The organism is Treponema sp. SP13 (assembly GCF_050938355.1).
GTDB lineage: Bacteria > Spirochaetota > Spirochaetia > Treponematales > Treponemataceae > Treponema_D > Treponema_D socranskii.
The window spans coordinates 770538-796851 of record NZ_JADOVM010000001.1; the positions used below are offsets into that span (position 1 = coordinate 770538).

23 protein-coding genes are annotated in these 26314 nt (G+C 48.9%); 9 read left to right on the plus strand and 14 right to left on the minus strand.

The genetic code is table 11. The features are described from left to right. Positions 1-152: 152 nt before the first annotated feature. Both IZU26_RS03390 and IZU26_RS03395 read left to right on the plus strand, forming a co-directional pair. Positions 153-836, plus strand: coding sequence for a phospholipase D-like domain-containing protein (locus IZU26_RS03390; protein ID WP_021330729.1), 684 nt, complete (start codon positions 153-155; stop codon positions 834-836). Positions 837-980: 144 nt separating this feature from the next. Then, positions 981-2285, plus strand: a complete 1305-nt coding sequence (locus tag IZU26_RS03395; RefSeq protein WP_433276784.1) for a UPF0164 family protein — start codon at positions 981-983, stop codon at positions 2283-2285. Positions 2286-2385: 100 nt separating this feature from the next. On the opposite strand, the gene IZU26_RS03400 is transcribed toward IZU26_RS03395, so the two are convergent. Continuing rightward, positions 2386-3981, minus strand: a complete 1596-nt coding sequence (locus tag IZU26_RS03400) for a 1,4-alpha-glucan branching protein domain-containing protein (RefSeq protein WP_433276786.1) — start codon at positions 3979-3981, stop codon at positions 2386-2388. A 76-nt stretch (positions 3982-4057) separates the two neighbouring features. Next, on the minus strand, positions 4058-4723 hold the full coding sequence (locus tag IZU26_RS03405; protein ID WP_021330676.1) for a DUF4912 domain-containing protein: 666 nt from the start codon (positions 4721-4723) through the stop codon (positions 4058-4060). A 114-nt stretch (positions 4724-4837) separates the two neighbouring features. Here IZU26_RS03405 and IZU26_RS03410 point away from each other — a divergent pair, with 114 nt between their 5' ends. After that, a complete protein-coding gene (locus IZU26_RS03410) occupies positions 4838-5572 on the plus strand; it encodes a helix-turn-helix domain-containing protein (RefSeq protein ID WP_433276788.1) in 735 nt (244 codons plus the stop codon). A gap of 70 nt (positions 5573-5642) precedes the next feature. Here IZU26_RS03410 and IZU26_RS03415 read toward each other — a convergent pair whose 3' ends face one another. From IZU26_RS03415 to IZU26_RS03430, 4 genes are read right to left on the minus strand one after another with little or no spacing between them, the layout of a single operon-like run. After that, positions 5643-6077, minus strand: coding sequence for a response regulator (locus tag IZU26_RS03415; RefSeq protein WP_021330844.1), 435 nt, complete (start codon positions 6075-6077; stop codon positions 5643-5645). 18 nt (positions 6078-6095) lie between these two features. Then, positions 6096-6581 (minus strand): chemotaxis protein CheX, encoded by a 486-nt coding sequence (locus IZU26_RS03420; protein WP_433276790.1) that lies wholly within the window; start codon positions 6579-6581, stop codon positions 6096-6098. A gap of 14 nt (positions 6582-6595) precedes the next feature. Continuing rightward, a complete protein-coding gene (locus IZU26_RS03425) occupies positions 6596-8038 on the minus strand; it encodes a CheR family methyltransferase (protein WP_433276792.1) in 1443 nt (480 codons plus the stop codon). Between the two features lie 11 nt (positions 8039-8049). Continuing rightward, positions 8050-10407 carry a chemotaxis protein CheW gene (locus tag IZU26_RS03430; RefSeq protein ID WP_433276793.1) on the minus strand — a complete coding sequence of 786 codons (2358 nt, stop codon included), beginning with the start codon at positions 10405-10407 and terminating at the stop codon, positions 8050-8052. A gap of 151 nt (positions 10408-10558) precedes the next feature. On the opposite strand from IZU26_RS03430, the gene IZU26_RS03435 reads away from it, so the two are divergent. Continuing rightward, positions 10559-11785, plus strand: a complete 1227-nt coding sequence (locus IZU26_RS03435) for a hypothetical protein (protein ID WP_433276795.1) — start codon at positions 10559-10561, stop codon at positions 11783-11785. Positions 11786-11958: 173 nt separating this feature from the next. Here IZU26_RS03435 and IZU26_RS03440 read toward each other — a convergent pair whose 3' ends face one another. Continuing rightward, positions 11959-13182, minus strand: coding sequence for an LL-diaminopimelate aminotransferase (locus IZU26_RS03440; RefSeq protein WP_433276797.1), 1224 nt, complete (start codon positions 13180-13182; stop codon positions 11959-11961). A gap of 174 nt (positions 13183-13356) precedes the next feature. Between IZU26_RS03440 and IZU26_RS03445 the strand changes: the two genes are divergently transcribed. Next, positions 13357-14553, plus strand: coding sequence for an NADP-dependent isocitrate dehydrogenase (locus IZU26_RS03445; protein WP_433277000.1), 1197 nt, complete (start codon positions 13357-13359; stop codon positions 14551-14553). 846 nt (positions 14554-15399) lie between these two features. On the opposite strand, the gene IZU26_RS03450 is transcribed toward IZU26_RS03445, so the two are convergent. Beyond that, entirely contained in the window at positions 15400-16230 is an 831-nt protein-coding gene (locus IZU26_RS03450; RefSeq protein WP_433276799.1) for an Rpn family recombination-promoting nuclease/putative transposase, read from the minus strand. A 389-nt stretch (positions 16231-16619) separates the two neighbouring features. On the opposite strand from IZU26_RS03450, the gene IZU26_RS03455 reads away from it, so the two are divergent. Both IZU26_RS03455 and IZU26_RS03460 read left to right on the plus strand, forming a co-directional pair. Next, the gene (locus IZU26_RS03455; protein ID WP_433276800.1) at positions 16620-17486 is read left to right on the plus strand and encodes an Rpn family recombination-promoting nuclease/putative transposase; all 867 of its coding nucleotides are present in this window, start codon (positions 16620-16622) and stop codon (positions 17484-17486) included. Positions 17487-17801: 315 nt separating this feature from the next. Continuing rightward, positions 17802-20114: an InlB B-repeat-containing protein gene (locus IZU26_RS03460; RefSeq protein WP_433276802.1), complete on the plus strand. Its 2313-nt coding sequence runs from the start codon at positions 17802-17804 to the stop codon at positions 20112-20114. A gap of 289 nt (positions 20115-20403) precedes the next feature. Here IZU26_RS03460 and IZU26_RS03465 read toward each other — a convergent pair whose 3' ends face one another. The 6 genes from IZU26_RS03465 to IZU26_RS03490 all read right to left on the minus strand — a co-directional run bounded on the left by IZU26_RS03465 (position 20404) and on the right by IZU26_RS03490 (position 24455). Continuing rightward, complete coding sequence (locus IZU26_RS03465) at positions 20404-21084, minus strand: ABC transporter ATP-binding protein (protein ID WP_433276804.1); 681 nt, start codon at positions 21082-21084, stop codon at positions 20404-20406. Then, the gene (locus IZU26_RS03470; RefSeq protein ID WP_433276806.1) at positions 21062-21820 is read right to left on the minus strand and encodes an ABC transporter permease; all 759 of its coding nucleotides are present in this window, start codon (positions 21818-21820) and stop codon (positions 21062-21064) included. Before IZU26_RS03470 ends, IZU26_RS03465 begins: the two co-directional genes overlap by 23 nt. Beyond that, on the minus strand, positions 21795-22745 hold the full coding sequence (locus IZU26_RS03475) for an ABC transporter substrate-binding protein (RefSeq protein ID WP_433276808.1): 951 nt from the start codon (positions 22743-22745) through the stop codon (positions 21795-21797). The genes IZU26_RS03470 and IZU26_RS03475 overlap by 26 nt, the downstream gene beginning before the upstream one ends. A 137-nt stretch (positions 22746-22882) precedes the next feature. Next, positions 22883-23728 (minus strand): hypothetical protein, encoded by an 846-nt coding sequence (locus IZU26_RS03480; protein WP_433276810.1) that lies wholly within the window; start codon positions 23726-23728, stop codon positions 22883-22885. Between the two features lie 65 nt (positions 23729-23793). Continuing rightward, the gene (locus IZU26_RS03485; protein ID WP_433276811.1) at positions 23794-24027 is read right to left on the minus strand and encodes a hypothetical protein; all 234 of its coding nucleotides are present in this window, start codon (positions 24025-24027) and stop codon (positions 23794-23796) included. Then, positions 24024-24455, minus strand: coding sequence for a putative toxin-antitoxin system toxin component, PIN family (locus IZU26_RS03490; protein WP_433276813.1), 432 nt, complete (start codon positions 24453-24455; stop codon positions 24024-24026). Before IZU26_RS03490 ends, IZU26_RS03485 begins: the two co-directional genes overlap by 4 nt. A gap of 257 nt (positions 24456-24712) precedes the next feature. Here IZU26_RS03490 and IZU26_RS03495 point away from each other — a divergent pair, with 257 nt between their 5' ends. Together IZU26_RS03495 and IZU26_RS03500 are read left to right on the plus strand one after the other, a co-directional pair. Beyond that, a complete protein-coding gene (locus IZU26_RS03495; protein ID WP_433276815.1) occupies positions 24713-25375 on the plus strand; it encodes a Crp/Fnr family transcriptional regulator in 663 nt (220 codons plus the stop codon). A gap of 206 nt (positions 25376-25581) precedes the next feature. Further along, the gene (locus tag IZU26_RS03500; RefSeq protein WP_433276817.1) at positions 25582-26235 is read left to right on the plus strand and encodes a cupin domain-containing protein; all 654 of its coding nucleotides are present in this window, start codon (positions 25582-25584) and stop codon (positions 26233-26235) included. The last annotated feature ends 79 nt before the right edge of the window (positions 26236-26314 follow it).

Genomic DNA, 26314 nt, shown 5'->3' on the forward strand with positions numbered 1-26314 from the left:
TATATACGCTTCTTTTCTGTGTATACATTTTTCATGCGTAATCCCTGAGGCCCCTTTATATTTTCGGTAATTTTGCTGATAAGATAGAGGGAAAAAGCCGAAAATATGATGTACGAATACCCGTACCGGGGTACTTTTGGAGAAAATAAAAAATGGAATTTTTAACAACAAAAGGAATTGCTTCTGAAATAGAAAACATAATTAGAAAAGCAAAAGAATATATTTATATTATTACTCCGTATGAAAAAATTGACAATATATTTTATAAAAGACTTGTAGTCGCACAAGAAAGAAAAATTGAAATAATTTTTATTTATCGTAAACGCGAAAATAACGATTCGGAAAAAGAGAAATTCATTGAATTAAATAAAATAAATTTATATTGTCATGATAATCTCCATGCAAAGTGTTATTTAAATGAGAAAACGGCAATCATTACTTCAATGAATTTGTATGAATTCTCAGAAAAAAATAATTGTGAAATGGGAATAAAAATTAACAAATCTGAAAATGAAGATATTTTTGAAGAAATCTTAGAAGAAGCAAAGACTATAAAACAATTCTCCGAAAAATTACAATTTGAATCTGAAACAGACAAAGAAAAATTTATTTCAGATACTGAAGAAAAACTTGAAAACGGATTTTGTATTCGTTGTAAAAAGGAAATAGCATTTAATTCTTCAAGACCTTTATGTAATTTGTGTTATAGAACTTGGAAAGATTTCAGTAATGAAGAATATCCTGAACACTATTGCCATAAGTGTGGTAAAGAATTTGAAAATATAAGTTTTAAACATTGCTTCTGCAATGACTGTAATGCACACGGAGAGGCATAACGAATGTTTTTGTTAAATGTACCTTATGAAAAAAAGATGAGGCAAAATCCCTTGATGATATATAATCACATAACAAGCACTTCAAAACCGATTCTGCATCAACTGCAAAACGGTTTAGCTGCAAAGTTATACTACAGGATGTCGATGATGAAGACACCGCTCGCTCGCATATCGTTGTTGTTGTTGTTCTCCTCACTTCCCGTACGCGCGCTCGATTTCAGCGGTTCGCGTTCGTTTATTGAAGCGCTTTCCGCATCTTCGGGATACAAAGAACGGGCGATTTCGTTTTATTCGCTTGCCGTGCCGGCCGGCGGCAGAGCGGAAACCCTCGGCAGCGCGTACACGGGCATTTCGGACGACGTATCGCTCCTCGACGCAAATCCCGCGGCAAGTTCCGTGCTCGTGCAAAACGAAATCGGCGTATTTCACAATACGTGGATCGCAGGCACCGCGATGGAAACGCTCGCAGCGGCGGGAAGAAAAAGCGATTTCGGCTTCGGCGGAGCGCTTCGCTTTTTTTACGTACCGTTTGACGAATACGATATGTCGGGGGAACGGATCGCACGCAGCCTGTACTCCGAAACGACGGCGCTTTTCAATGTATCGTACAATATCCGCGCGGGCTATTATTTTAAAGGAATCGCGATCGGCGCAAACGTAAAAGGTGCGTGGCGCAGCATGCCCGACGCATCCGGTTCCGTCATAAGCGCTGCAAGCTTTTCGCGCTCCGCTTTAGCGCTCGCTTCCGACGCCGGCATCATGCTGCGCTTCAACTGCGGCAAATTTTTCGCTTCGCGCGAACCCAACTTACGTATCGGCATAAATCTCCTGAACGCGGGAGCTGCGATCACCGGTTTCGGCAAAAAAATCGAATTCGACGACCCGCTTCCGACAAGCACTTCTTTCGGACTGTCGTACCGCCCGATTAAACGACTGCTCGCCGCCGCAGAATTTAAACAGCCGCTCAACTTTTCCGATATCGGCGAATACGTGCCGCCTTCGGCAGGCTGCGCCCTCGAAATCGATGCAACGGATTTTTTCAGTCTGCTCGCAGGCTGCAGATTCGACGGCGGCGAAAACGGGATGCGCCTGCAATTCGGCGGAGTTGCTGTCGGAGTGGGCTTTACGCTGTTTCAGCGCGTACGATTGAACGTCAACTATACGTTCGACCGCTTTACGTCGTTTCATCCGGTCAATCACATAAGCGCCGGTGTAAAAATCCTGCTCGGCGACGGCGGCAGGGCAAAACGGCAAAGCGAAGTCGAAGGATTGTACGGAAAAGGGCTCAAGCTGTTCGCAGACGGAGATTTTACCGGAGCCGTCGCCGTATGGAACAAAGCGCTCGCGATCGACCGCAGTTTCAGCCCCGCAAAAAAGGGGATCAAAAGCGCGCAAAAACAGCTCGCGTTACGCGAACGCATCCGCAATTCGCAATTTATCGGAAACTGAAACGCACAGGATACGACAAGCGCGTCGCCGGTTTTGCGGACACCGGTTTCTTGCATAATACGGCACTGTTGCATCGCCCCGGCCGGCAAGCGGTTTGGTGTCAGCGCTTTTTGCTGAAAATCCGATAATTGATCCACGGGAATATGGGATGCTTCGCTTCGTACGACGTAAGCCATTCGGTGCTCACCGTATTCGCGCCTAAGGATTCGAACACGTTTATAAACGCTGCGATGCTTTCCGTAAAGCGCGCTTCGGCATATTCGGGGAAGGTTCCGTCCCATATCATATTCGCCCACGTGCATGACTGCGCGAGCATCAATTCGCGCGCGCTCAAATTTAAAAGCCGCGCTTTCAATCCCGTATCGTCGGGAAAGCGTTCGGCCAAATCGATCATACGTTCGCTCGCTTTGCGCGCATGGCGCAAAATCCGATTGTTTTTATTCGCGACGAGCGTCTCCCCGTACCCCGCGCCGATCGCGGCGCTGCAGTAGGGCTGAAGATTTTGCAGCTGCATTCGGGAAGCAAGTATGTCTTCAAAAAAAGAAAACGAAGCGGACTTTTCCGCCGCATAACGATATACGTTTTCAAGCCAGGCGATACCTTCATGCCACTGCAAAAATTGTTCGGAAGAAAATACACACACATGCGAAAGCACGGGCACAGACGGCAAAAGGTTTTCGGCTTGCACGAGCACATTTAGTTTTTTATCGAAAAAAGACGCCGCGTCGGCTTCGCACTGTTCGGCGGCGCGTACGGGATCGTAGACCGACGCCCTGCCGCCCCGCGCTCCGCTTTTACGATAATACTGATAGCCCGAAGCGTAGCGCGATGCGGCTCCCCGAAAAAACGGCTCAAGCTGTTCGTGCGGCAATTCAAACGCGATATCGCGGTTGACGTCGCAGTATGCGGGAGATGCCGCGTATCCCCGTTCGCCGAAAACTTCATCGTCGATGCGGTTATCACGCGCAAACGCAGCGACGTCCGAGCCGCAGCGAACGGGCGCGAATATACCTTTCTCTACGGCAGAGTCGGAAAAGAGAAAGGCGCGGGCGTCGAGCACCGTGTAATCTACGCCGTAGGTGTGCATCACGCGCTCAATGCCCGGCATATAGCCCATTTCAGGCAGCCAAAAACCGGACGCGCGTTCGCCGAAAAAAGAGCGGTGTGCATATAAACCCGTTTCGATCTGCGCGTTGAGCACTTCGCCCATATCCGCATAATGCGGCAAAAAGATATTCGTACCGCAGGTCGCAAGCAGTTCGACATAGCCTTTTTTTTGATATTCGGAAATCTTCTTTAATAAATCCTGTCCGTACACCGACGTAAAACAAAAGCGATCTTCTTGCGCTTTTTCGAGATGATATTTTACGACATCGCACATCGCCGCATCGCCCGTGCAGCGTTCGAGTTCGCTTTTTCCCAACGCGATCTTTCCGTCGAGCCACGCGATGTACTGCTGCTGCACGATGGGATCCTTTAAAAGCGTACACAGCACCGGCGAAAGCACCAGCGCGATTCGAAACGGAACGCCGTCCTTTTCGAGAGAAGCAAACATATTGAGCAGCGGTATATAGATGTATGAAATCGATTCGTACAAATGATTCATCTCCGCCGCAAATTTTTTTTCTTCGGCACCGACGTGATAGATATATGCTTGCGGATTGGAAATTAGCAAAACGATTTTTTTACTTGCCATCGCAGTCTCCGATTTTTGGGAAAATGCTGTCCAAGAACTTCAATTTTTGGACAATTTTCTTAATTTTGGTACCCTTTTATAAAAACGATTCGCGGTGCTGTATGTAATGGTCGAGCAAAAGCTCTTTTATACCGGAAAGCGATGCAATCGGCGTTATGCCGGCGTCATTGCCCGGACGAATATGCGCGAGCAGTTTCGAAGAGCGCGGGATTTCAAGCACGCCTGAAGACGCGAGCACGATCGTTCCCGTTTTCACCGAAGCCGCCAATTCTATGCGTATGATTTTTTTGCCCGCAGGACATAAAAGGTATTCCGACGTATCGGCAGGCGCAATCTGCACATCGTACGCATCGTCGGGTTTTGTATCGGTACGGTTCGCAAACGAGCAAACGCGGAGAAAGATCGTATACGCACCGTGTTTTTTTAAACTGCGGATATCCGGCTCACCTATGTCCCAGTAGACGTAGATCCATGCAGGACTCCTCAGCACCGCTCCTATCTGTGTCATATTATACGATTCGGGAAGAGATGCGCCCGATGCGGGTACCCCCGCTTCTCCCTCTGCGATAATCATATCGGACGGATCGTCCAAAACTACTTCCGCCGCATCGAGCAATTCGCCGATGAGAAATCGTCTGTTTAAATTATCAGGCACATCTATGCCGTACGTATCGGCAAGAGCAAGCAAGTCGGCAAAAGACAACGACTCAAGATATGCGCGCGTAATCGCGTATTTTTTCATAATGCGCTTAATAATCCTAGAAAAAGAAATATTAGTCAAGGCGGATTTTTCATGTTACAATATGATCGAAACACGGATCGGTAAAGCGCAAAAGTCTGCAGGAGAGATGAAAACATGACATTGTATTTTTATACCGTGCACCGAAGCGCATGCGGAAAAATCGCAAAAACGCTGGAAAACAAGGGACATTCGTGCAGCATTTATACAAATTTGGATAATTTTTACAAAGCCGTCTCAAATATGAAAACCTATCCCGACTTGCTGCTGCTCGACCATTCGGGCTACGACTGCAGCATTTTCAACATCTACCGCTATATGCGCGACATCCGCTGCCTCATTCCACTCATCGTCTACAACGCACCGTTTCCGTACAGCTGCGATTCGCGCGTTAAGCACTGGATTATGACGCTCAATCTCTACTACGGACGCACGGGTACGTTCGACGTCGCCGCATATCTTCCCGTTTTAAAGGCGATCGCGGAAACGGTTGAAACGAAGCCGCTCCCGCCGATCGCGTATACACCGCACAGATCGAACGCCGCAGAGGAAAAAACGAAAATGCCGCAACAGAGAAGCTCCGCTCTTATCGCCTACAAGCAAAAATTGCCCGCAGCGCTCTTTTCCGTATTTGAAATACTGTACGATAACAGAGCAGCGGCGATCAGCATTCCCGAACTGCAAATCCTGCTGCAAAAAAGAGGCGTGCATACGAAACAGGGAACGATCTATTCGCACATATCGCGCCTGCGCACCTATCTGACGAAAGAAATCTCAGAGATGTATATTTTGAAAGTGAAAAACGGATATCGGTTGTATACGAGCAAAGAAACGATGCCTGCAGTTTTCTAAAAAAATACAGGAAACGGGGGCTGCCGTAAAAAGTCAATTTCTTTTTCGACAGCCCGTATACATACGATTCTTATTTCATGCTCGCGGAAATACGCTCCAAAACCTTTTTGCGGTCAAGCGGTTTGATGATGTAGTTTTTTGCTCCAAGCAGCAAAGATTTTTTTACCAATTCTTCTTTGCCGAGGGCGCTTACCATAACGACGCGTGCATTTTTGTCGAACGTCATAATCTGTTCAAGCGCAGTGATACCGTCCATGCGCGGCATCGTGATGTCCATCGTTACGAGATCGACATTCGGGCAAAGCTCTTTATATTTGTCAACACCTTCTTTACCGTCTGCAGCCGTAGCGATGATTTCGTAGCCTTCGCTTGAGAGAATCTGTCCAAGCTGTTTTGCAACAAACATCGAATCGTCCACAACCAATACGCGGATCTTCGATCCGTCGGCTTTTAGTCCTTCCTGCGGACGCTCGTTAATTGTCGGAAAATCCTGTTTTGTCTTCATATTCTATACTCCTGCCGTTTATGTACGTTCACGTATTGCCACATTGACTTCGATTTTACCGCACTCGGAAATGAGCGGCACGATAAGCGCTTCGACATTTTCGGTGTGCGTACCGCCGAGCGCCGCGATTTCCATTTTCTGTCCGACAAAAAGCGCCGGCGGCGTCAAATCGAATTTAAACCCGAGCTCCTGCAGCTTTGTAACGGCCTGTGCCGTAATCAAATTCGCAAGCTCGCTGATCGTCGCTTTTGCAAGATCGTCGAATTCGGGAAGCGTTTCGCCGTTCATCTTAGATGCGATATTGAGCGCCGTTTCAATCGTCATATCGTACAAGACGCGGCCTTCGACATCACCGGCAAGTCCGACCAACGCAGCAACTCCCGTCATCGGCATAGCCGTCGATTTGAGATACAAATCGCCGCGTTTGACATCGGCGCCGCCGAGCACTTCTTTTAAAACACTGTAAGAAGTTTCAACGAACGGGTTAATATACTCTACTCTCATTCAAGTCCCCTTGTCTATTTATTTTTTGTGTACACTTTCAGTGCACCTATGGTCTTTTCAACAAAACCCGATCCCGCCGGAAGCGTTTCGTTTTCGCCCACAATGACGATACCGTTCGCTTTGAGCTTTTCGTCGAAATCGGCAATGACGGTTTCCTGTCCGCTCTGCGGCAAAAGCGACAAAACGTCTCGCGCAAAGATAATATCGATTGCAGGCAACGGATTCGTATGCTGGCAATCGTGATACTCAAACATAATACTATCTTTTACGTCTTGTGTAAATGTATAGTCGCCGTTCGCCTTTTTGGACAAAAAGGGCGCATACCAATCGGATGCGACAGCGTTCGGTATGGAAACGAGCGGCGCGTTCGATACGCTGAGCAAATCCGTATCCTGCGCGTAGATGCGAAGCCTCGCAGACGGATATTTTTTCCGCAGTACACACGCGAGCGAATAGGATTCCATGCCCTTGCCGCAGCCGGGATTCCACACGCAGATTTGTTTTGCAGTGTTGTCGGGCAGCGCTTTGTACACGGCGTCGGCATAGGCTTTTGTCCACCATGCGCCCGTGCCCGGCGACCAAAACAGCGACAAAAAGAGATCCGCGTCGTTTTCGTTTTGCAGCTGCGACTTGCCCTTACCGCGCTCTTCTTTCCACGAATCGAAGCGCGCGTTGACCCACTGTTCGTTGAGCGGCGTCACCGTAAATTTTCGATACGTTCTTAAGCTTTCGACAATGAATTTCAAATCCTGCGCGGACGTATCGGATGAGCTCTGCCTTTGAGAAGCGGACGGTTTTGCAGCGGCAGCGGCACGGTCGTTCATCGCATCGGCGGCATTTTTGCGGGCGGAAGTCCGCAGCTGCGGTACGGCATCGGGAACAGGCGACTCGAACACTTGCTTCGCATAGGTGCGATCTTTTTCTTCATCGCCGATACGCGAATTGAAAATACGCGCGACGTCGAGCAAAATATACAATCGCTTTTCGGCTTCGACGATACCGGAAATATATTTGATATTGATATCGCCGAACAGCGGATGCGGCGGTTGAATTTTGCTCTTTTGCACACCGAGCACTTTATCGATTTTGTCAACGACGACGCCGAATGTCTGCTCCCCGACGGAAAGGATGAGCAAGCTTTCGAGTTTGTCTTTTTTGTCCGTACGCTCAGGAACCGGGATATTGAAAAACAGCCTCAAGTCGATAATCGGAATGATATCGCCGCGGAGATTGTATACGCCGAGCACGAACGGAAGCGTGTTGGGTACGTACGTAAACTGTCCCGCTTTTGCGATTTCCCTGACGTGCATGATATCGACACCGTAATCCTTTCCGGAAAGCGAAAACGACACCATTCTGAAATCGACGACGGATAGAGAGCCGCGCGTATTTACGGCAGCGGCTTCCGCCACCGCGAAAGCGTTTTTCAGCCGATCCTGTATTGTCTTTTCTTCCATCGCAACCTCACTCACCGCTTTGCACCGATCGCCTGCTGGGCATTGATTTCTTTGCGCACACCGAGTTCAAGCAACTGGCTTACATCGATAATCAGCGATACGGAACCGTCTCCCAGTATCGACGCGCCTGCGATGCCGGGCGAATTGGTAAATTGGTCGCGCAGCGGTTTGATAACGACGTCTTCTTCGCCGATAAGTCCGTCGACCATAATGCCGATTTTCTTTTCCTGCGAGCCGACGATAACGATAAAGCAATAGCCGTCGTCGTCAATTTCCGCTTCACGGATATTGAACAGGCGCGAAAAGCGCAAAATGCTGATCACTTCGTTGCGCACATTGAGCACTTCGTAATTGTCGATCGTATTTATCTCGCTCAGCTTGATACGCTGGCTTTCGATAACACTCGCGATCGGAATCGAATACACTTCGCTTCCGACTCTGACGAGCAACCCCTGTATGATCGCGAGAGTCAGCGGCAGTTTGATCGTAAACGTCGTACCGCGGCCTTTTACCGACGTGACGAATACCGTACCGTTCAGTTTTTCGATCATCGTTTTGACGACATCGAGTCCGACGCCGCGCCCCGAAACGTTCGTGATCTTATCCGACGTCGAAAACCCGGGTTCGAAGATGAGATTGAACGCTTCCTGATCCGTCAGAATTTTATCGGGATGGATGAGACCTTTTTGGACCGCTTTTTGGCGGACGCGCTGCACATCGATACCGGCACCGTCGTCCGATATTTCGATGATGATCATATTGCCTTCGTTCGACGCTTTTAAAAACACCGTACCCGTTTCGCGTTTGCCCGCCTTTTTGCGATCGCCGGGAGATTCGATACCGTGATCGACGGAGTTGCGCACGCAGTGCATGATCGGATCGAGCAGATCTTCGATGACGGATTTGTCAAGCTCCGTATCTTCGCCTTCAATCTTTAAATCGATTTTTTTATTCAGATCGCGCTGCAAGTCACGCACGACGCGGGGAAAGCGGCTGAAAATCTGGCTGATCGGAACCATGCGGATTTTCATGACGCCTTCCTGCAATTCGCTCGAAATGCGTCCGAGATTTTGCGTCGACGAACGGAATTTTTCGGTCGCGCTTTTGACTTCGGAAACATACGCATCGAAAAGATTCGCCAGATCTCCGTAGCTGTTTAAAATCTCATCTTTGACGTCTTTGACAGACGTACCGTTTTTGATTTTATCGAGATACTGCGGAAGCATTTCAAACAACTGCCGCATCTTTTCTTTATAGCTCGCTTCCATGCCTTGGAACATGACAAACGAATTGACGAGCTGCATGGAAAGCTGATTAAACGCCGCTTTTGTGATAACCGTTTCGCTGACGAGATTTAACAGATAGTCGATCCGCCGTGAATCCACACGCAGTATAGAACCGGTTTGCGCCGCATGAGAGGCGGGAGCCTGTGCCGGCTGAGCGGCAGCGGGTTTTGCGGAAACGGCTTCTTCCGTCGATTCCGCCGCTTGCGGTTCGTCGGAGACGGACGCGGAAACGGCAGCCTCCGATTCTTCACTATTGTCCGACCCGTCAAACGAATCGATACGCTGCGCATCGTCGACAAGAGTTACGTCGGCAAGAAATGCCGTATCTTCGATCTTTTCCTGCGTTTCCGATGTCGCGATATAATAGTACACGTTTTCGTAAAACGTATCTTCATACAGCGCGTCGAAATCGGGAACGGTTTTTAAAACGCTGCCGATCGATTTCAGCGCGGCAAAAACCTGAATGCCGCCGACGCTGTTCATCGGATTGCTCTCGTCGAATTTGACGGCGACGCACCACAGCGACTGCGAACCTTGACAGGCTTCTTTGAGTTCAAGATATTCACTTTCAGAAAGTTCGGGGCGCACAAAGGCCGCATCTCCCGAGTCGGCGGGCTTCGGAAGCGTCGCTTTCGGCGTCGTCTTTTTCGGAGCGGCAGATTTTGCGGCAGGAGCTTTTCCGCCTTTCGATGAAATATACGAATGAATCGTATCGATAAGATCGTCGATATTTTTCGAATACACGGAACCGTTTGTACGCGCTTCGAGCATCGCTTTAATAACGTCGATCGCGTTGAGCAACACATCGATAACCGGTTCGGTAACCTTTAATCTGTCGGAGCGAATTTCGTCGAGCATATCCTCGACCGAATGCGTAAACGACGCAATTTCATTCATCTCTACCGTCGCCGAACCGCCTTTCAGCGTATGCGCAGCGCGGAAAATTTCGTCGATCGCTTCGTGATTCGTCGGATCGTTTTCTATGACCAACACATTGCTTTCAAGATTGTCTACCTGCTGTTCGGCTTCGGCAAAAAAATCTTTCAATAGCTCTTCATTGTTGGGATCAAGATAATCGCTCATACTCTTTATTATATACGTAAACCAATATAATTCAAGCGCTTAACGCGAAAATTTGCGTATTTTTTCCGACTCGCTTCCGATACAGTTATACGCGCTTTCTGCCGATAGTATAGAGACAATCTTTACGGATTTTTTTATCAGGAGCGCCGCCGTGAATCGAAAAAAAACGCTTTGTATCATATACGTATTATCTGCCCTGCTCGCTCATCGCGGATTCGCCGCAGGATTTTTTTCAGGCTATACGGGCATCAAAGCCGACCTCGGATTTGCAAATGCGGGCGGTTCTTTCGATATGCAGCTCAAACTGCAGTCGTTTTTTGCCGGACAATTCAATTTGGCGAACAACCTCATCGCCCGTGCCGAATTTTCGATACGCACCGACGACATCATCGACAATACGATTTTCAATAAAACGCCCGCCGATTTTAAAATCGACGAACTGTCCCTGATTTATCGCAAACAATTTTTAGACAGCGTCAATTTTTTCAGCGTCTTCGCCGGTACGTACGAGCCGATCGGTTCCGATTTGTTCTTACGGCGGCAGTTCGGCATCGAAGCGATTTCATCGAAAATCACCGAAAGCTGGCTCGGGCTGTCCGGCTCAATCGTGTGCCCGCTGTTCGGCATCGGCATTTCCGATATCGTATGCTTTTCGAGCACGCCCGTAGCGAGCGGCGGCTACCTCTACGTCAACCGCGAAAACCCCGACAACAATTTCGTGCTGAACGTCGACGCGCGCTTTGCGTGCGCCTATCAGTATTTTATCCTCGATGCCGCAGCAGGCATCAATTCGCCGATGAAAAACAAAAACGGCGCGGGCGAAGACGTACTTCTCCTCATCGACTCTCTGTATGCACACGCGGGCATCACGATGCTCATCGGCAACAATTATACGCCCTGCTCGCTTTTTATGCAGGCCGGCGTATACGACCTGCCGCTCGAGCAGGGTTCGGACACATTTTCGTTCGATATCGAAAGCATCTATCTTCTTGCGGAATTTCGAACGCACATATCGTCGTACCAAACGATGTTCGCCGTATTCAGCCTCCCCTCCGATACGGTGAGCGAGCTGCTTTTTATCCGCGACACGCTCGGCTGTAATCTTACGATCTGCAATCCTTCGGTGTATATCGGCGCGCAGCGTTTCGAATTCGGGATCCACAACACGCTTTCGTTTAAAGACAAAACGTACATGGATGTGCAGAATTTTATCGATCTGTTCACTTCCCTGCCGACAATCACCGCATCCCCGTATGCGGCGGTAAAAGTCGGACGGGGAGAATTCCGTACGATGCTGCAAGTCCGCATTTCCGATTTGATAAACAATTCTCCCGCCTCCGCATTCGAGTGCAGCTTCGGCTACAAAATGCAGCTGTAAGTGCGAAACACCGCCGCTCGCTTTGCCGTGCGGCAAAAGAATTATATTAATCAACACTCCCGACGCAAGCGTCGGGGGTGTTGTTCTCATAAGGTGGTTGCAGTCGGCTTTAATACCCTTTGTTACGACGCAAGCGTCGGGGTATTAAACCCTCCGCACGAATAATTATTAATTTACAACTTCAGTTCCGAAAGCCGCGCGCACGCTTCGTTTACGGCTTCGTGATGACCGAAAGAGCTGAAACGTAAAAAGCCTTCGCCCGCTTCTCCGAACCCCGAACCGGGTGTCGTTACGACGCGGCATTCGTCGAGAATTTTATCGAAGATTCCCCAGCTCGTGTATTTCGGAAAATGCACCCAAAGGTAGGGCGAGTTTCCGGTGCTGTAAACGCGCACTCCCGCTCTTGCAAAATTATCGCCGGAAAGCGCTTCTCCGATTGCACGGACGTTTTCAAGATAATAATCGATCGTCTTTTTCATTTCGGCAAGACCTTCGGGATCGAGGGCTGCAAGCCCGCCTCTCTGCGCGATATTCGACGCGCCGTTGAAAAGCGTGGTCATAACACGCGACCAATCTTTGATGACGGGATTTCCGTCGGCATATAAAAGCGTTTTCGGTACGACCGACCAGCCGAGCCGGACACCGGTAAATCCCGCAGGCTTCGAATACGAATTGATTTCGATCGCACAGGTACGCGCGCCGCTTATTTCGAAAATCGATTTCGGAAGTCCGGGCGTACGGATAAACTCCGCGTACGCCGCATCGAATACGATGATACAGCCGTGAGCCTTTGCAAAATCGACGAGGCGGCCGAGCTCTTCTCTCGTGGACGCGTAGCCCGTCGGATTGTTCGGCGAACAAAAATAGATGATGCTGTTGTCGCGCACTTTTGTTAAATCGGGGAAAAAATTATTTTTCGGCGTACACGGAAGATAGCTTATACCCTCGTATGCGCCGTTATGTGCCGCGCCCGCCGCACCGATGAGCACCGATCCGTCGACATACACGGGGTATGCGGGATCCTGCACGGCGACGCGCACTCCGCATCCGAACAAAAGCTGTATGCGCGCAATATCGCATTTTGCACCGTCGGACACGAACACTTCGTCGGCTTCCGCAATGCCTTCATAAAAGGTTTCGGCGATTTTTTTGCGGAGTTCGAAAAGCCCCTGTTCGTCGCCGTAACCCGAATAACCTTCGGGAGTCGCAAGGGCACGCGCATAGTCCGACATCGCGTTTGAAATGTGCCCTTCGAGCGGTTCCGTCGTATTGCCGATGCTCAAACTGATGAGCTTCGCATCGGGGTGAGAAGCCGCGTAAGTTTTACTCCGGCGCGCAACTTCGGGAAAAAGGTAGCCTGCGGTGAGATTGGCAAAACATCGGTTTCGTTCTATCATAAACGCATTTTAGCGAATCGCGCAAAACAGTGCAACAAAACGCAAAACGGCAAAAGCTACGCATGGAGTACAGCCGAAATGCAGCGTCGCCGTTCCGACACTGACATCGGCAAAAAGAACGCAGGTCAAACCGCAAGCTGGACGATGCGCGCGAAAGAAGTTATACTCATTGCCATGACCAAGATACCGATGAAAAACGCCGTCGCAGAACTCGACGGAGACGAAATGACGCGCGTGTTATGGCAGCTCGTCAAAGACAAATTGCTTTCCCCTTACGTCGATCTCAAAACCGAATACTACGATTTAAGTTTAACAAAGCGCGATGAAACCGACGATAAAATAACCTACAATGCGGCTGAAGCGATAAAAAAACTCGGCGTCGGCGTCAAATGCGCGACGATTACGTCGAACGCGGCGCGCATGGAAGAATACAAACTCTCGCACCTCACGCCGAGTCCGAACGGCATCATCCGCGCGGAACTCGACGGCACCGTGTTCCGCACCCCCATCTTCGTAGACAATATCAACCCGTCCGTTTCGTGTTGGAAAAAACCGATTGCGCTCGGCCGGCACGCATACGGCGACGTATACAAAAATTGTGAAATCCGCACGCCCGGAGCGGGAAAAGCCGAACTCGTATTTACGGGAACGGACGGCAAAGAGATCCGCAAAACGATCATGGACATGAAAAGCGCCGGCATCATCCAAGGTATCCACAACCTCGACGCGTCCATCGAAAACTTCGCCCGCTGCTGTTTTACCTACGCGCTCGACAAAAACGTACCCGTGTGGTTCGGCGCAAAAGACACGATTTCGAAAACCTACGACGGCACGTTCAAAGAAATCTTTCAGCGCATATTCGATGCCGAATACAAAACGCGCTTCGAAAAAGCCGGCATCACTTATTTTTACACGCTCATCGACGACGCCGTCGCTCGCATTATGAAAAGCGAAGGCGGTATGCTGTGGGCGTGCAAAAATTACGACGGAGACGTCATGAGCGATATGATCGCATCCGCGTGCGGCAGCCTCGCAATGATGACAAGCGTACTCGTCAGCCCCTCAGGCGCATTCGAATACGAAGCCTCTCACGGCACGGTGCAAAAACACTACTACCGCTACTTAAAAGGCGAAAAGACGTCGACTAATCCCGTCGCGCTCATCTTCGCATGGACGGGCGCGCTCGCAAAACGCGGCGAACTCGACGGCACCGAAGCGCTTACCGATTTTGCACGACGCCTCGAAAGGGCGACGCTTTCGACAATCGAAGACGGAGAGATGACCGGTGACATAGCGCGCCTCGCCTCCCCTGCGCCCAAGCGCGTGCTCAACTCGTGGGAATTTATCGACGCGATCCGAAACCGGCTTTAGTACCGCTCATAATTAATTATTAATTTTTTCGGACGACACGTATCGGAAGATCCCGCCCTCCGCGGCTCACTCACGCTCGGCCTCCTCGCTCGCTTGCGCTCGCTCCGGTGGCTGCCTGCGGCACCGCTCCGGCCGGGCGTAGGTTTTTATACTTTATCTTTTCGAATGCAACAAAAGATATACAAGCCGACTGCAATTCCTTATGAGGACACACAGTGTGACGTTTACGGCGCGCAGTGTGATAGGAGACGCGAGCAAATCCTGCGCGGGGAACTTCGCACTCCGTGCTCGTTGCAAGTCGCGCGGGGAACTTCGCACTCCGCGCTCGTTGCAAGTGGCGCGGGGAACTTCGCACTCCGTGCTCGTTGCAAGTGGCGCGGGGAACTTCGCACTCCGCGCTCGACGCACGGCACGGAGGCCGTGTCGTATTTTTGTAAAATAGTCGCGTATTTTTGCTACGCAAAAATACGGTAGTGAGCGGGACACGGATGTACTGCGAACGACCGCTGCTCGGATTTGCTCTTTTAAGTCGTGAGTTGAAAAACGCCTACAGCGTTTTTCTTTTATAGGAGACGCTCACAAATCCTGCGCGGGGAACTTCGCACTCCGTGCTCGTTGCAAGTGGCGCGGGGAACTTCGCACTCCGTGCTCGTTGCAAGTGGCGCGGGGAACTTCGCACTCCGTGCTCGTTGCAAGTGGCGCGGGGAACTTCGCACTTCGTGCTCGTTGCAAGTCGCGCACTGCTCGGATTTGCTCTTTTAAGTCGTGAGGCGAAAAACGCCTACAGCGTTTTTCTTTTATAAGAGACGCTCACAAATCCTGCGCACTGCTCGGATTTGCTCGCTCTTATAAATTTTTGATTTCCGCTTCCGAGAGGCCGGTCGCTTTTGCTATTGCTTCAAGACTCATTTGCATACCCGATAAAATTTTCGCCGTCTCTCGTGCTTTTTGATAAGCTCCCGCAGCAATGCCGTCGCGTCGGCCTTTGCGTATTCCCCGCTCAAAGCCGATCTTTTCACCTGCCATGCGTAAGTCATCTTCCCGTATATTTAACGACATATATACGCTCCTGAACTTTTCGTTCCGTTTCGCTTTTTCGACAAGCTCATCGATCCGCTGTGTAAAACCGCTCGTCGCCCGCCTCTTGCAAAGATACTGCAATAAGGCGCTCAATTCAGGCTCATCTTCTTTACCGTAGGCACTCACATTATAAAATACTTTATACGATTTGTCATCAAGAAAAATACCGTCGTCTTCACTGCATACGTTATAAAATGTATACACGGGTAAGCCTTTGTTAAACGGATCCTGCGTACAAATAAAAATGACGTAGCTTTCTTTCAGTTCAGCGTAGCTTTGTCCTCTCAAGAGGTTATCGACATCCATAAGGCTTTGATAATAGCGCGTACGTTTGGGAAGAAAAGGCGGAAGTGACGTTTGTATTTCTATATCGAAGACACGCTCCGAGTCGGAAACATAAACGTCGAGGCGTATGCCCTTGCTTTCGTAAAACGGTGCTATCGTTTTTTGCAGGGAGGGATATTCGATTTTACCGACTTTGATGTGTAAAAGACGCTCGATGATGCCTTTGCAAATTATTTTGTTTTTCATGACCGTGCCGAACATAAAGTCGTCGGTAAAGGAGAGTTCGTCGACGGGTTTATGGGTATATTCCATGGGGATATCCTCAGTTGTTGAGATAGCGCGGCAAGGAAGCCGCTGAACTATATATCGCCCGTAAATTAACAAATTACGCGGTTTTTATGAAAAATATACGGAAATATTCCAAACGGCGGTTCCGTAGCTCCTTTTCCAAAATTGCCTCAAAAAACTCCGAAATCGCAACATCTCCGCGATATATATAGCAGACATTTCTTGGAGGATGATACAAAGCGCCGTCTGAAATAGCGTCGTCGCTTTGTATCTCGAGTTTGCGTCGCAAACTCGACTTATAGTACATGTGCGCCGCTTGAAACTTCGCGCTTACGCGCTCGTTGCGAGGCACGCGCACAGAAAAAACTTTTTCGGAAGCTGAAGCATCCTGCAAAAGTTTTTTGAGAGGTTTTATGGCAAAGCATAATCGTCGGTATAAGGATTCGGTCTTTGTCGATTTTTTCGGCGAAGACAAAAACGCAAAGGCAAACTTCCTCGCTCTCTACAACGCATTGCATGGGACAGAGCTTGACGCATCGACGGAACTCGAACCGCTGCGGCTCGAACAGGTGATGTATATGGCATTCCGCAACGATGTCGCCTGCCTCGTCGACGGAAAGATCATCGTATTGGTAGAACACCAATCTACAATCAACGCCAACATGCCGCTGCGATTTTTACAGTACGCAGCCCGTCTCTACGAACTCATTCAAAACCCGCGCGACCGCTATCTCCGCAGGCTTAAAAAGATTCCGACGCCGGAGTTCTACGTGTTCTATAACGGGGAAGAAGATTACCCCGAAACCGTGACATTACGCCTCTCCGATGCCTTTATGACGATGCCCGAAAAACCCTCTCTCGAACTCGTTGTCAGCGTGACGAATATCAATTATAATAAGGGAAGTGAAATCTTACATACGTGCAAACCGTTAAAAGAGTACACGCTGTTCGTAGATGCCGTACGGAAACACACGAAGCTCGACAGTGAAAACGGCTTTAAGAACGCGATCAAAGAGTGCATACAAAACGACATCTTGCGGGAGTATCTGCAGCGAAAAAGCCGGGAGGTGATGAATATGTTAATTGCCGAATACGATTACGACGTGGACATAGCCGTGCAGCGGGAGGAAGCATTACAAGAAGGCGAAGCGAAAGGTCTTTCCGAAGGCTTACATCAAAAAGCGCTTGAAACGGCAAAAACCATGCTTGCTATGCACTATCCGCTTGAAGACATTTGCAAGATTACCGGTCTCACCGAAGCGGAAATCGAACAACTGTAAGCCGAGCCGTCCCGCGCGGCAGCGATTCGTCACATCTCCGATTCGGCGTGCCCGCTCTGAAAACAATAATTAATAAAACGAAAATATCACGTGTCCTCGATAAATAATTAATAAAAGTTGTGAAAATCAGCGGAATATGTTATAATACCGATAGGATGCCGGAGGCATTCGACATCGGAAGTCGTGCATCCTGTAAAAGTTTTCAGAGGAGGTTTATGATGAACAAAGTAAAATCGAACCCTGTACGTTTGTATAGGGGGGGGGGAGCTCGGTAAAGCCCTTTTAAAAAAAGTACCGATTGCAGCGGCCGGCGTTTTGCTTTTTGCCGCAGCGCTCGTTTTTACAGGCTGCTCCAACGGCAGCGATTCGGGCGGCGGCACTCCGCCCACACCGCCAACTAAATACGCCGTAACCTTCGGCGTGGACGGCGGAAACGGTACGATCAAAGCGACGGTCGGCGGAAGCGAAATCAGTTCGGGCGATGAGGTGGAACAGGGCAAAATCGTCGAGTTTACCGCAACACCGGACAATCCCGCGACGCACAACGTTGACTTTTGGTCGATAGACGCAGGTACCTTTGAAGAAGGAACCGGAGGAAGCGGCAGCACGATTGCAAAGATAAAAGTAGTGCAGCCGGTAAGCGTAACGGTGAAGTTTAAGCTTACAAGCGCGCCGCCGACAAAGTACGCGGTAACCTTCGGCGTAGAAGGCGGAAACGGAAAGCTCACAGCAAAGGCGGACGGCATACCGGAAACAGCGGTAAGTCCCGTAAACGTCGAAAAGAACAAAACCGTAACCTTTACGGCGACGCCTGCTGCAAATCACAAAGTAAAAGAATGGAAGGTAGACGGCGCCGTTATAAGCAATACGACGACTACCCATACCCTCATCGTAACAAAGGCGGCAGATGTCAAAGTGAGCTTCGAAGCGCTTCCGGCAGGCCAAGCTTCGTATACGGTAGAGCACTATCGGGAAAAAACGGAAGGCACCTATCCTGCAACGCCGACGGAAAGCGAAGACAAAAGCGGCACGGCGGGAGACCCCGTCGTATACACGCCGAAAATCGGCGGAGACTACGAAGGCTTTACCTACAAATCGAACCTCACCGAAATAAACGGCACCGTGCAGGAAAACGGCACGATAGCCGCCGACGGTAGCACTGTTATAAAACTCTATTACGAGCGCAAAACGGTGAACGTAACTTTTAAACTTGCAGGCGGTAACATTGCAGGCAATACGGCCGATGTCGTAAAAACAGGTAAATACGGCACGGCATTGGAAGCTCCCGATCCCGTACAAGCGGGTTTCGTTTTTAAAGGATGGACTCCCGCGCTGCCTGTACCGCTCGTCTTTCCCGCTTCAAATGCGGAATATACCGCAAACTGGGCGCAGCTTTATACTATCGATTTCGGCGTAGACGGCGGACACGGTACGCTTACAGCCGAAGTTGACGGTACGGAAATCCATTCGGGCGATACGGTCGAACAGGGTAAAACCGTAACCTTTACCGCAGAGGCTGATCTCGGCTATGCGGTGGAAAAATGGACGGACGGCGGCAGCGACATCGCGGGAGAAACAAATGCAACGTACAGCCATACGGTAACGGCGGATGCCGACATCGCCGTGCACTTTAAAACCGTCCCCGTCGACGTGTACGTTACGGGAACAAGCGATAACAAACCCTACGTATGGAAAAACGACGCGCCTACACAACTGAGCGCACACGAAGCTGCCCCCGGCGAAGTATCTCCGTATGCAGTGCGCTCACAGGGAAAGGACGTATACATTGCAGGCGAGGAAAACTGGGGTTCTGTTTATCCGCGCGTGTGGAAAAAAGACGGCAGCCTGCACTGGCTCGGCACGAACCGGTGGAGCATGGCGTATGACATCGCCTTTTATAAGGGGAAAACCCTTGTTGCAGGCCACACGTATGACGGCACTGACAGCGGTGCAAGCATTACCGACATCAGCGACACTGCCAACCCTGTCGTAACCTATTTGTGTAAAGAATCGCCCCAGATACACCTTACGAAAGTCCGCGCACTGTACGCAGAGAGCGGCAAGTTGTACGCGGCAGGTTATAAACAGGACGGGACTACCTACAAAACCACCGTCGTTTTATGGACAGTGACTGATGCAGGCACGGTGAGCGAACTGGAATTGGGTCGTGACGGTCAGGGTGCTGGTACTTCTACCGGCATGATGTACGGCCTGTGTACGGCAGGCTCTTCGGTCTATGTTGCAGCAGGAAACTTATGGAAGGTAGAAGGCACGACCGTTACCTCGATTACCGTTCCCGAAGCCAACGGAGTCTATGCCCTGTGCGTGTGTAACGGCACCGTCTATGCCGCAGGACAGACGGACTACGACGGCGGCTCCAAAGCCGCAGTATGGAAAATCGAAGGAACAAACGCATCGCTGTACAAAGAGCTTTCAACCGTTAGTAGCGGAGTGTATGCACTGTGCACCGGCCGCGATGACTTGTATGCCGCAGGCTTTTATTACGACACCGGCCACAAGTTCAAACCCGTGTGGTGGCACATCGCGGCAGACGGAACCCTTACCGAGAACAAACTCGGCACCGCCGAAGGCGAAGCACTCGGCATTTGCCTTGCGGCACAGGAATAAGGGATAATAATTGAGCACCGCCCAAACCTCCGGTTTGGGGATTCCAAAGGGGTGTCCCCTTTGGAAGTGCGAGGAAGAAGGATGGGGTTATAGGGGCAGGGAGAAACCCCTGCCCTGAACGGGGGTGTCGCCCTGCCCCTGTTTTATTACAAATTAAACTAATCTGACCGCTCTCAAATCGGAAAAAGCTCCGGCTTGGGGCGGTTTTTTTGTGTGTGATGTAAGTGCGCAGAAAACTTCCGGACGCAGCCACAGCGGCATCCCTTGAAAAGCGTTACGGCTGTCGCCCTCACGCTGCTATTATCTTTAAAATCCCGTCTTTTAATTCCTGCTTTTTTGCGGGCGTAAGTTCGCTTTTATCGTGCAGGTCGATCGTGTCGGCAAGGCGCATCGGATTTTTTTTGCACACGAAAATAACGTCGGCAACCGAAAGCGCTTCTTCGATGTCGTGCGTAACGAATAAAATCGTATTGTTTTCTTTTTGATGGATCGCAAGCAAATCGGCGATCATCTTATGTCTGATACCGTAATCGAGCGACTTGAACGGTTCATCCATAAGCAAAAGCTCACTGCCGTAATAAAGAGCGCGCGCAATCGAACAGCGCTGCTTCATACCGCCGCTCAGTTCGTCAGGGTAATAGCGCTCGAATCCGGTAAGGCCCGCCATATCGATAAAGCGCTGCACTTCTTTATCATCGCCTTCGGGATTTACCGATTTGATATTTTGTGCGACGGTCAGCCACGGAAGAATTCTGTCTTCCTGAAACACATAGCCGATTTTTTTTCCGCCCGTTTGCAGCGAGCCTTCAAAATTCGTATCGAGACCGGCGACAATATTGAGCAGCGTCGACTTTCCGCAGCCGGAAGGCCCGACGATAACCGCAATATCGCCGCCGTTCACAAAAAAAGAAAGACGGTCGATAACCGTTTTGCCGTTGTAGATTTTTTTAAGATTGTTTACGCTGAGCATATTTTTGTTCCTTCGGCACAAACAGCAGGGCGACGGCGGCTTCCAGCACATAGTACATGCACACCGACACGACCGTCCACGCGATAATCGCTTCCGGCTCGATGTTCAAACGCGCGTTCACAATTTGCCCGCCGATGCCGGAAGAAGTCGTCAGCACTTCGCCCATAACGACCGTTTTGGATGCGGTACCCAAGGCGATCCGCAAGCCCGAATAAAACTGCGGCTTTACGGACGGCCACGTGATTAAAAAAAAGCGCTGCTTTTTCGTATATTTGAAGACGGTTCCCATCTCAAGCAGTTTTCGGTCTACGTGCAAAACCGCATCCTGCACCGAAATCGCGATGATCGGAAAAATCGCAACCGCGACGATAAGGACGGCGGGCTTTCCGTTAAAACCGAACCAGATAATCGCAAGCACAAGCAGCGCAACGGGCGGCACAACCTGCAGCACGCCGAGAACCGGTTTGCACAGTTCCCGGCACGTTTTGCACATGCCGCACACATAGCCGACGAGACAGCCCGCCGCAATGCCGAAAAAAAGCCCGGCGGCAAGCCTGCCCAAAGTTTTTGCCGCTTCGTGCAAAAGATCGGGAGCGGACAAAATGCGTGCAAGTATTTTACCGACGGCCGGAATCGGCGGTACTACAAGCGGCGGGTACGCCAAAGAGAGCACCTGCCACAGTGCAAGCATGGCGAGCGCCGCTATGCAGTTATTTTTTATAGAGGATTTTTTCATCGGGAACTTTTCCGCCGATCGTCGCCGGATCAAAATCGACTAAAAGCTGCCAAAACTGCTGCAAGTCGGCTTTCGCATCGTATGCGTTTTTATAGATAAGCCCCATGCGCGGAATCGCTCTTTGCACAACCTGCGCTTTCATGCCGAGCTTGGAATCGGCAAGAGCAGCCGCCTTGTCGGGATTTTGCAGCACCCAGTTCAGCGCCTTTTCGTATTCCGCTTCAAAGCGTGCGACAAGTTCGGCATTGTCTTTTATGAATTTTGTTTTTGCGCCGAAACCCGCATTCGGAATAATCGTGTTGTCGTCGGTAACTTTTTTCCATTCTTCTTCGAACGAAAACGCGACACGCGCATTTTTATTCTGTATTAAAATCGCCGTAACCTGCGGCTCGATCATCGTCGCATATTGAATTTTTCCGGCGGCCATCATCTGCGCGATTTCCGGACGCGAAGAGTAGATAATCGTTACGTCTTTTTTCGGCGTAAGACCTGCTTTTTTCATAAAAAACTGCGTGATAACGTCGGGCGGAGAAGACTGCAGCGGGACATACACGGTTTTCCCTTTTAAGTCCGACCAGTTTTTAAGCGCGGGATCGGTCGTCAAAAAATACGAAACGCCCCACGTGTCCACATTCGTCAGCGTTACGGGAACGCCCTTGTTGTACAGCTTTGCGACAACCGTCAGCGGAAACGCAAACATATCGAAATCGCCGCTTTGTACCATCGCGATAAGTTTTTCCGGCGCATCCCAAATCGTATATTCGATTTTGACGTTTTCGCCGAGCGCATTCGATTCGATCATGCGCAAAACGGGCAAAGCGGGCGGCGCTTTCGGCATACCGATGCGGATTACCTGTTCCTTTGCAAAGGCGGCACAGTTCAGCGCAATAAACAGCGCGGCCGCAGCAAACACTATCTTTTTCATCTCTGATACCTCCGGATGATTGACACTGTCTAAAAGTTAGCATAAACTAATAATAAATTCCGTTGCCGCAGCAACAAACGGGGAAAAAATGCTGAATTTTTGTGAAAATAAAGAGTCGGAAAAGCCGTTCGTAAAGACTATTTTATTTCAGGATTCGGGCCGATTTTCTTTCGTCTAAAAAATTTCCCTTCCACCGGCAGCACGATATACTTGCTGGTATACAGAATATTCGGTGAACCGTCTTTTATTTCATAGTTTACCGCAATAAGTTTCGTTTGATCGCTTATTTTTGAAATAACCGCCATATTGCCGTACTCCGCATCGACAAACGTTTCATAGTAAACCTTACGGGATGGTTCTATAATAAATTCATTGGCGCTGATAAAATACGCAACAGATATTCCGCCGGAAATTAAACAGGAAATCAGAAAGATAAAGAACCTCACCTTTTTCGGCCTCAATTCTTCTATATTGCATAAGCCCCATATAGCCATAAAACAAAAAAAGGCAACAACAATCATCGTTACCCACCCGCATTTACCCGAAATCCAACAAATCCATCTTGGACTATTCTGATTTGAACAGAAAGACCTTATGGCCCCTATATCGAAAAGCCATAGAAGGAAAACGGAAGTCAATAAAAGAAACAAATTTGCAAATTTTGTAATTGCACCCTCTTTTTCCATCGGATAAATCTTTTTTACTATAACAGGTGATCCGATAAAAACTATCAAGATTAAATACAATAGCGTTAAAAATAAATTCTTATTCGAATTGATTGCAAAATACTCCGTCGGCATTTTATAAAAAATATTTGCATTTTGCTTATATGTTTGATCTATACAAAAATCACATAATATTTTTAGAAAACCTAAAATCGCAATAAGATGCATTATTTGCGATATAATATTTTCTTCAAGAAAAGAGTTCAGTACTCGCTTGAAAACACCTACCTTTTTAGCCTCATGTGTATTTTCATCCATAAAAATTATCTCCTCAAAGCAGGGCATATTGAACCGGTATATCAATACGGTAATTTTATGTCGTTTTACCTATCGTATTCTTCCGGTTCGGTATTCGACGCGTTATTTAAAACCGCCAGAAATTTTTCCCGCGAACCTCTTTCCGCTCTTTTTTGAAGATAGGCGGCGGTTTGCATTGCGGACAGCTTTTCGCCGATCGCCGAAGCTATAAACTGATTTATTGAAATTTTATCTTTTTGCGATACCGTCTTTACCATTTCATGATAGGAATCGGGGATGTTGATACTCAAAGTACTCATTCGGTCTTTTCTCCCATGTATTTCAAAAATTCTTTCGGCGTCACTATCTTTATGCCTAAAGATTCCGCTTCCTTAAAATCTTTTTTATTATACGTTATTATAAATTCACTCTTGGATTGAATTGCAACTTCCAATACGTGATCGTCATACGGATCTTTTAAATACGGTCTCCACAGGTAAAATAATTCTATGTGTTTACCGACGCGGCAAAGATAATCCAAAAAATCGTCGATAACCTCGTCCGAATAATCCGCTCGATTTAGGTATTCCTTTAGAACGGCTTCATATTCCAAAACAAGCGGTACCGACAACGCAAAATCAAATACGCCCGTATTTATCTTTTGCAGTAATCGGTTCGATTGCCCGTTGATACTTTTTAATGCGGATAAAATCACATTTGTATCTATGACGACAACCGGTCCGTTCATAATCTATATTATATATGAGATAGGCTATCCGTCAATATTTTAAAACTGAATGTACGGATGATTTATATGATGATTGACACTGTCTAAAAGTTAGCATAAACTAATCGACATACCTCGCTGGTTTACGGCGAGGTATGTCGTTCTCAAAAGGTATCGCAGTCGGCTTTAATCCCCTTTGTTACGGCGCAGAGCGCCGGGGTATTAAATCCTCCGCACGAATAATAAATTCCGTTGCCGCTGCAACAAACGGGGAAAAAATGCTGAATTTTTACACGTCGTTTTTAGCGCGAACGGCGGTATTCAAAGGGATTCCCGCCAAAGATATAGACAAAGCGATCGCCTGCCTGCGCGGATTTTACCGCTCCTTCGAGTGCGGGCAAGAGATATACCGTTCCGGCGATATAGTCTCTTATGCGGGAATCGTCGTCGAAGGAAGCGTTCACGTCGAACAAATCGGTGTTGACGGCAAAACCGTGCTGCGCAAAGAAATCGGGCGCGGGGAATCTTTCGGAGAAGCGCTGTGCTGTCTCAGACAGGCAAACCCGTTCTTGCGCATTATCAGCGCGGAAAAGACAAAGGTTTTGTTTATTCAACTTCCCTCGGAAGACGGTACCAATCGGTGCGGCTGCCCCTACCGCATAATCGTGCTCGAAAATCTGTTGCGCGAAATGGCACGCGACATTCAGCACCTCAACATGAAAATTCAGCTTTTAGCGCAGCCGACGCTCCGCGACAAGCTTTTGTTTTATCTGCATCTCACGCAAAACGCGCTGCACCGCAATCCGTTTACGCTGCCGTTTACGCGCGAAAAACTCGCACAATTCATATCTGCCGACAGAAGCGCCGTCTCGCGCGAGCTGAGCCGCATGAATCGTGAAGGAATTATTCAAATTGAAGGAAAAACGATAACGCTGAATTGAACTTGCCGCACCGGCAGTTTATCGCCCGATGCACGATGTGTACGGAAAAACTCCAGCGGTACCGATTGATAGATACGAATTATTACTTTTTCCATAAATTATTAATCAAATCGATTTTGCATAGCTCCAATATTTTTGTTGCCTGTGCAACGGATTCGGCAGCGGATTTACAGTATGTTTATTGCAGACGATTTACGGAGGCGGATATGTTGGAAAGCAGACATATATTTTCCATCGCAAAAGACAATGCACCGGTAGAGGGGTGTACGGTTTCGGAAAAGGTGCTGCAGGGCAGCGCGTGCAGCATGAGCGTTTTTTCGATCGCGGCAGGCACGAACATCAGCCCCGAAAGCTACGACTATCCGAAAATTTGGAAGATCGAAGAAGGCGGCGCCGAAGTGCTGTATTTGACGGCGGAAACGCAAGCGCTTACACGCGGTGACATTTTCATCGTACCGCAGAATATTCCCGTCGGCATACGAAGCAAAACGGGATGCATATATTCGGAAATACTTTTAGATAAGGAGTGTGTTATGAACGACATTTTAAAAAGCGGAAAAATTTTCGCATTAAAGGATCTTCTTCCCTATAAAGACGGAAAGATTGTAAACATGGATCTTATCGACAGCGACAAAACCAAATTTGTGATTATGGCTTTCGACGCGGGAACGGGATTGTCCGAACATTCCGCCCCCGGAGACGCGATTATATTCTGTCTCGACGGCGAAGGCATTATCGGATATGAGGGAAAAGAGTACCGCATTCACGAAGGCGAAAACTTTAAGTTCGATAAAAACGGCAAGCACTACGTCAAAGCGGAAGGCAAATTCAAAATGGCTTTGCTGCTCGTCCGCGACTGATTGTACGCATATCGCAGGCGGAATAATCGACAAAAACGCCGTACAAAATATTCCCTTTTCTCACAAAGTACAATCACCG

What these genes read in the sequence shown, in the direction of transcription:
- IZU26_RS03390 (WP_021330729.1), top strand. Translation starts at nt 153, where the DNA reads ATGGAATTTTTAACAACAAAAGGAATTGCTTCTGAAATAGAAAACATA.
- IZU26_RS03395 (WP_433276784.1), top strand. Translation starts at nt 981, where the DNA reads ATGATGAAGACACCGCTCGCTCGCATATCGTTGTTGTTGTTGTTCTCC.
- IZU26_RS03400 (WP_433276786.1), bottom strand. Translation starts at nt 3,981, where the DNA reads ATGGCAAGTAAAAAAATCGTTTTGCTAATTTCCAATCCGCAAGCATAT.
- IZU26_RS03405 (WP_021330676.1), bottom strand. Translation starts at nt 4,723, where the DNA reads ATGAAAAAATACGCGATTACGCGCGCATATCTTGAGTCGTTGTCTTTT.
- IZU26_RS03410 (WP_433276788.1), top strand. Translation starts at nt 4,838, where the DNA reads ATGACATTGTATTTTTATACCGTGCACCGAAGCGCATGCGGAAAAATC.
- IZU26_RS03415 (WP_021330844.1), bottom strand. Translation starts at nt 6,077, where the DNA reads ATGAAGACAAAACAGGATTTTCCGACAATTAACGAGCGTCCGCAGGAA.
- IZU26_RS03420 (WP_433276790.1), bottom strand. Translation starts at nt 6,581, where the DNA reads ATGAGAGTAGAGTATATTAACCCGTTCGTTGAAACTTCTTACAGTGTT.
- IZU26_RS03425 (WP_433276792.1), bottom strand. Translation starts at nt 8,038, where the DNA reads ATGGAAGAAAAGACAATACAGGATCGGCTGAAAAACGCTTTCGCGGTG.
- IZU26_RS03430 (WP_433276793.1), bottom strand. Translation starts at nt 10,407, where the DNA reads ATGAGCGATTATCTTGATCCCAACAATGAAGAGCTATTGAAAGATTTT.
- IZU26_RS03440 (WP_433276797.1), bottom strand. Translation starts at nt 13,182, where the DNA reads ATGATAGAACGAAACCGATGTTTTGCCAATCTCACCGCAGGCTACCTT.
- IZU26_RS03445 (WP_433277000.1), top strand. Translation starts at nt 13,357, where the DNA reads ATGACCAAGATACCGATGAAAAACGCCGTCGCAGAACTCGACGGAGAC.
- IZU26_RS03450 (WP_433276799.1), bottom strand. Translation starts at nt 16,230, where the DNA reads ATGGAATATACCCATAAACCCGTCGACGAACTCTCCTTTACCGACGAC.
- IZU26_RS03455 (WP_433276800.1), top strand. Translation starts at nt 16,620, where the DNA reads ATGGCAAAGCATAATCGTCGGTATAAGGATTCGGTCTTTGTCGATTTT.
- IZU26_RS03465 (WP_433276804.1), bottom strand. Translation starts at nt 21,084, where the DNA reads ATGCTCAGCGTAAACAATCTTAAAAAAATCTACAACGGCAAAACGGTT.
- IZU26_RS03470 (WP_433276806.1), bottom strand. Translation starts at nt 21,820, where the DNA reads ATGAAAAAATCCTCTATAAAAAATAACTGCATAGCGGCGCTCGCCATG.
- IZU26_RS03475 (WP_433276808.1), bottom strand. Translation starts at nt 22,745, where the DNA reads ATGAAAAAGATAGTGTTTGCTGCGGCCGCGCTGTTTATTGCGCTGAAC.
- IZU26_RS03480 (WP_433276810.1), bottom strand. Translation starts at nt 23,728, where the DNA reads ATGGATGAAAATACACATGAGGCTAAAAAGGTAGGTGTTTTCAAGCGA.
- IZU26_RS03485 (WP_433276811.1), bottom strand. Translation starts at nt 24,027, where the DNA reads ATGAGTACTTTGAGTATCAACATCCCCGATTCCTATCATGAAATGGTA.
- IZU26_RS03490 (WP_433276813.1), bottom strand. Translation starts at nt 24,455, where the DNA reads ATGAACGGACCGGTTGTCGTCATAGATACAAATGTGATTTTATCCGCA.
- IZU26_RS03495 (WP_433276815.1), top strand. Translation starts at nt 24,713, where the DNA reads ATGCTGAATTTTTACACGTCGTTTTTAGCGCGAACGGCGGTATTCAAA.
- IZU26_RS03500 (WP_433276817.1), top strand. Translation starts at nt 25,582, where the DNA reads ATGTTGGAAAGCAGACATATATTTTCCATCGCAAAAGACAATGCACCG.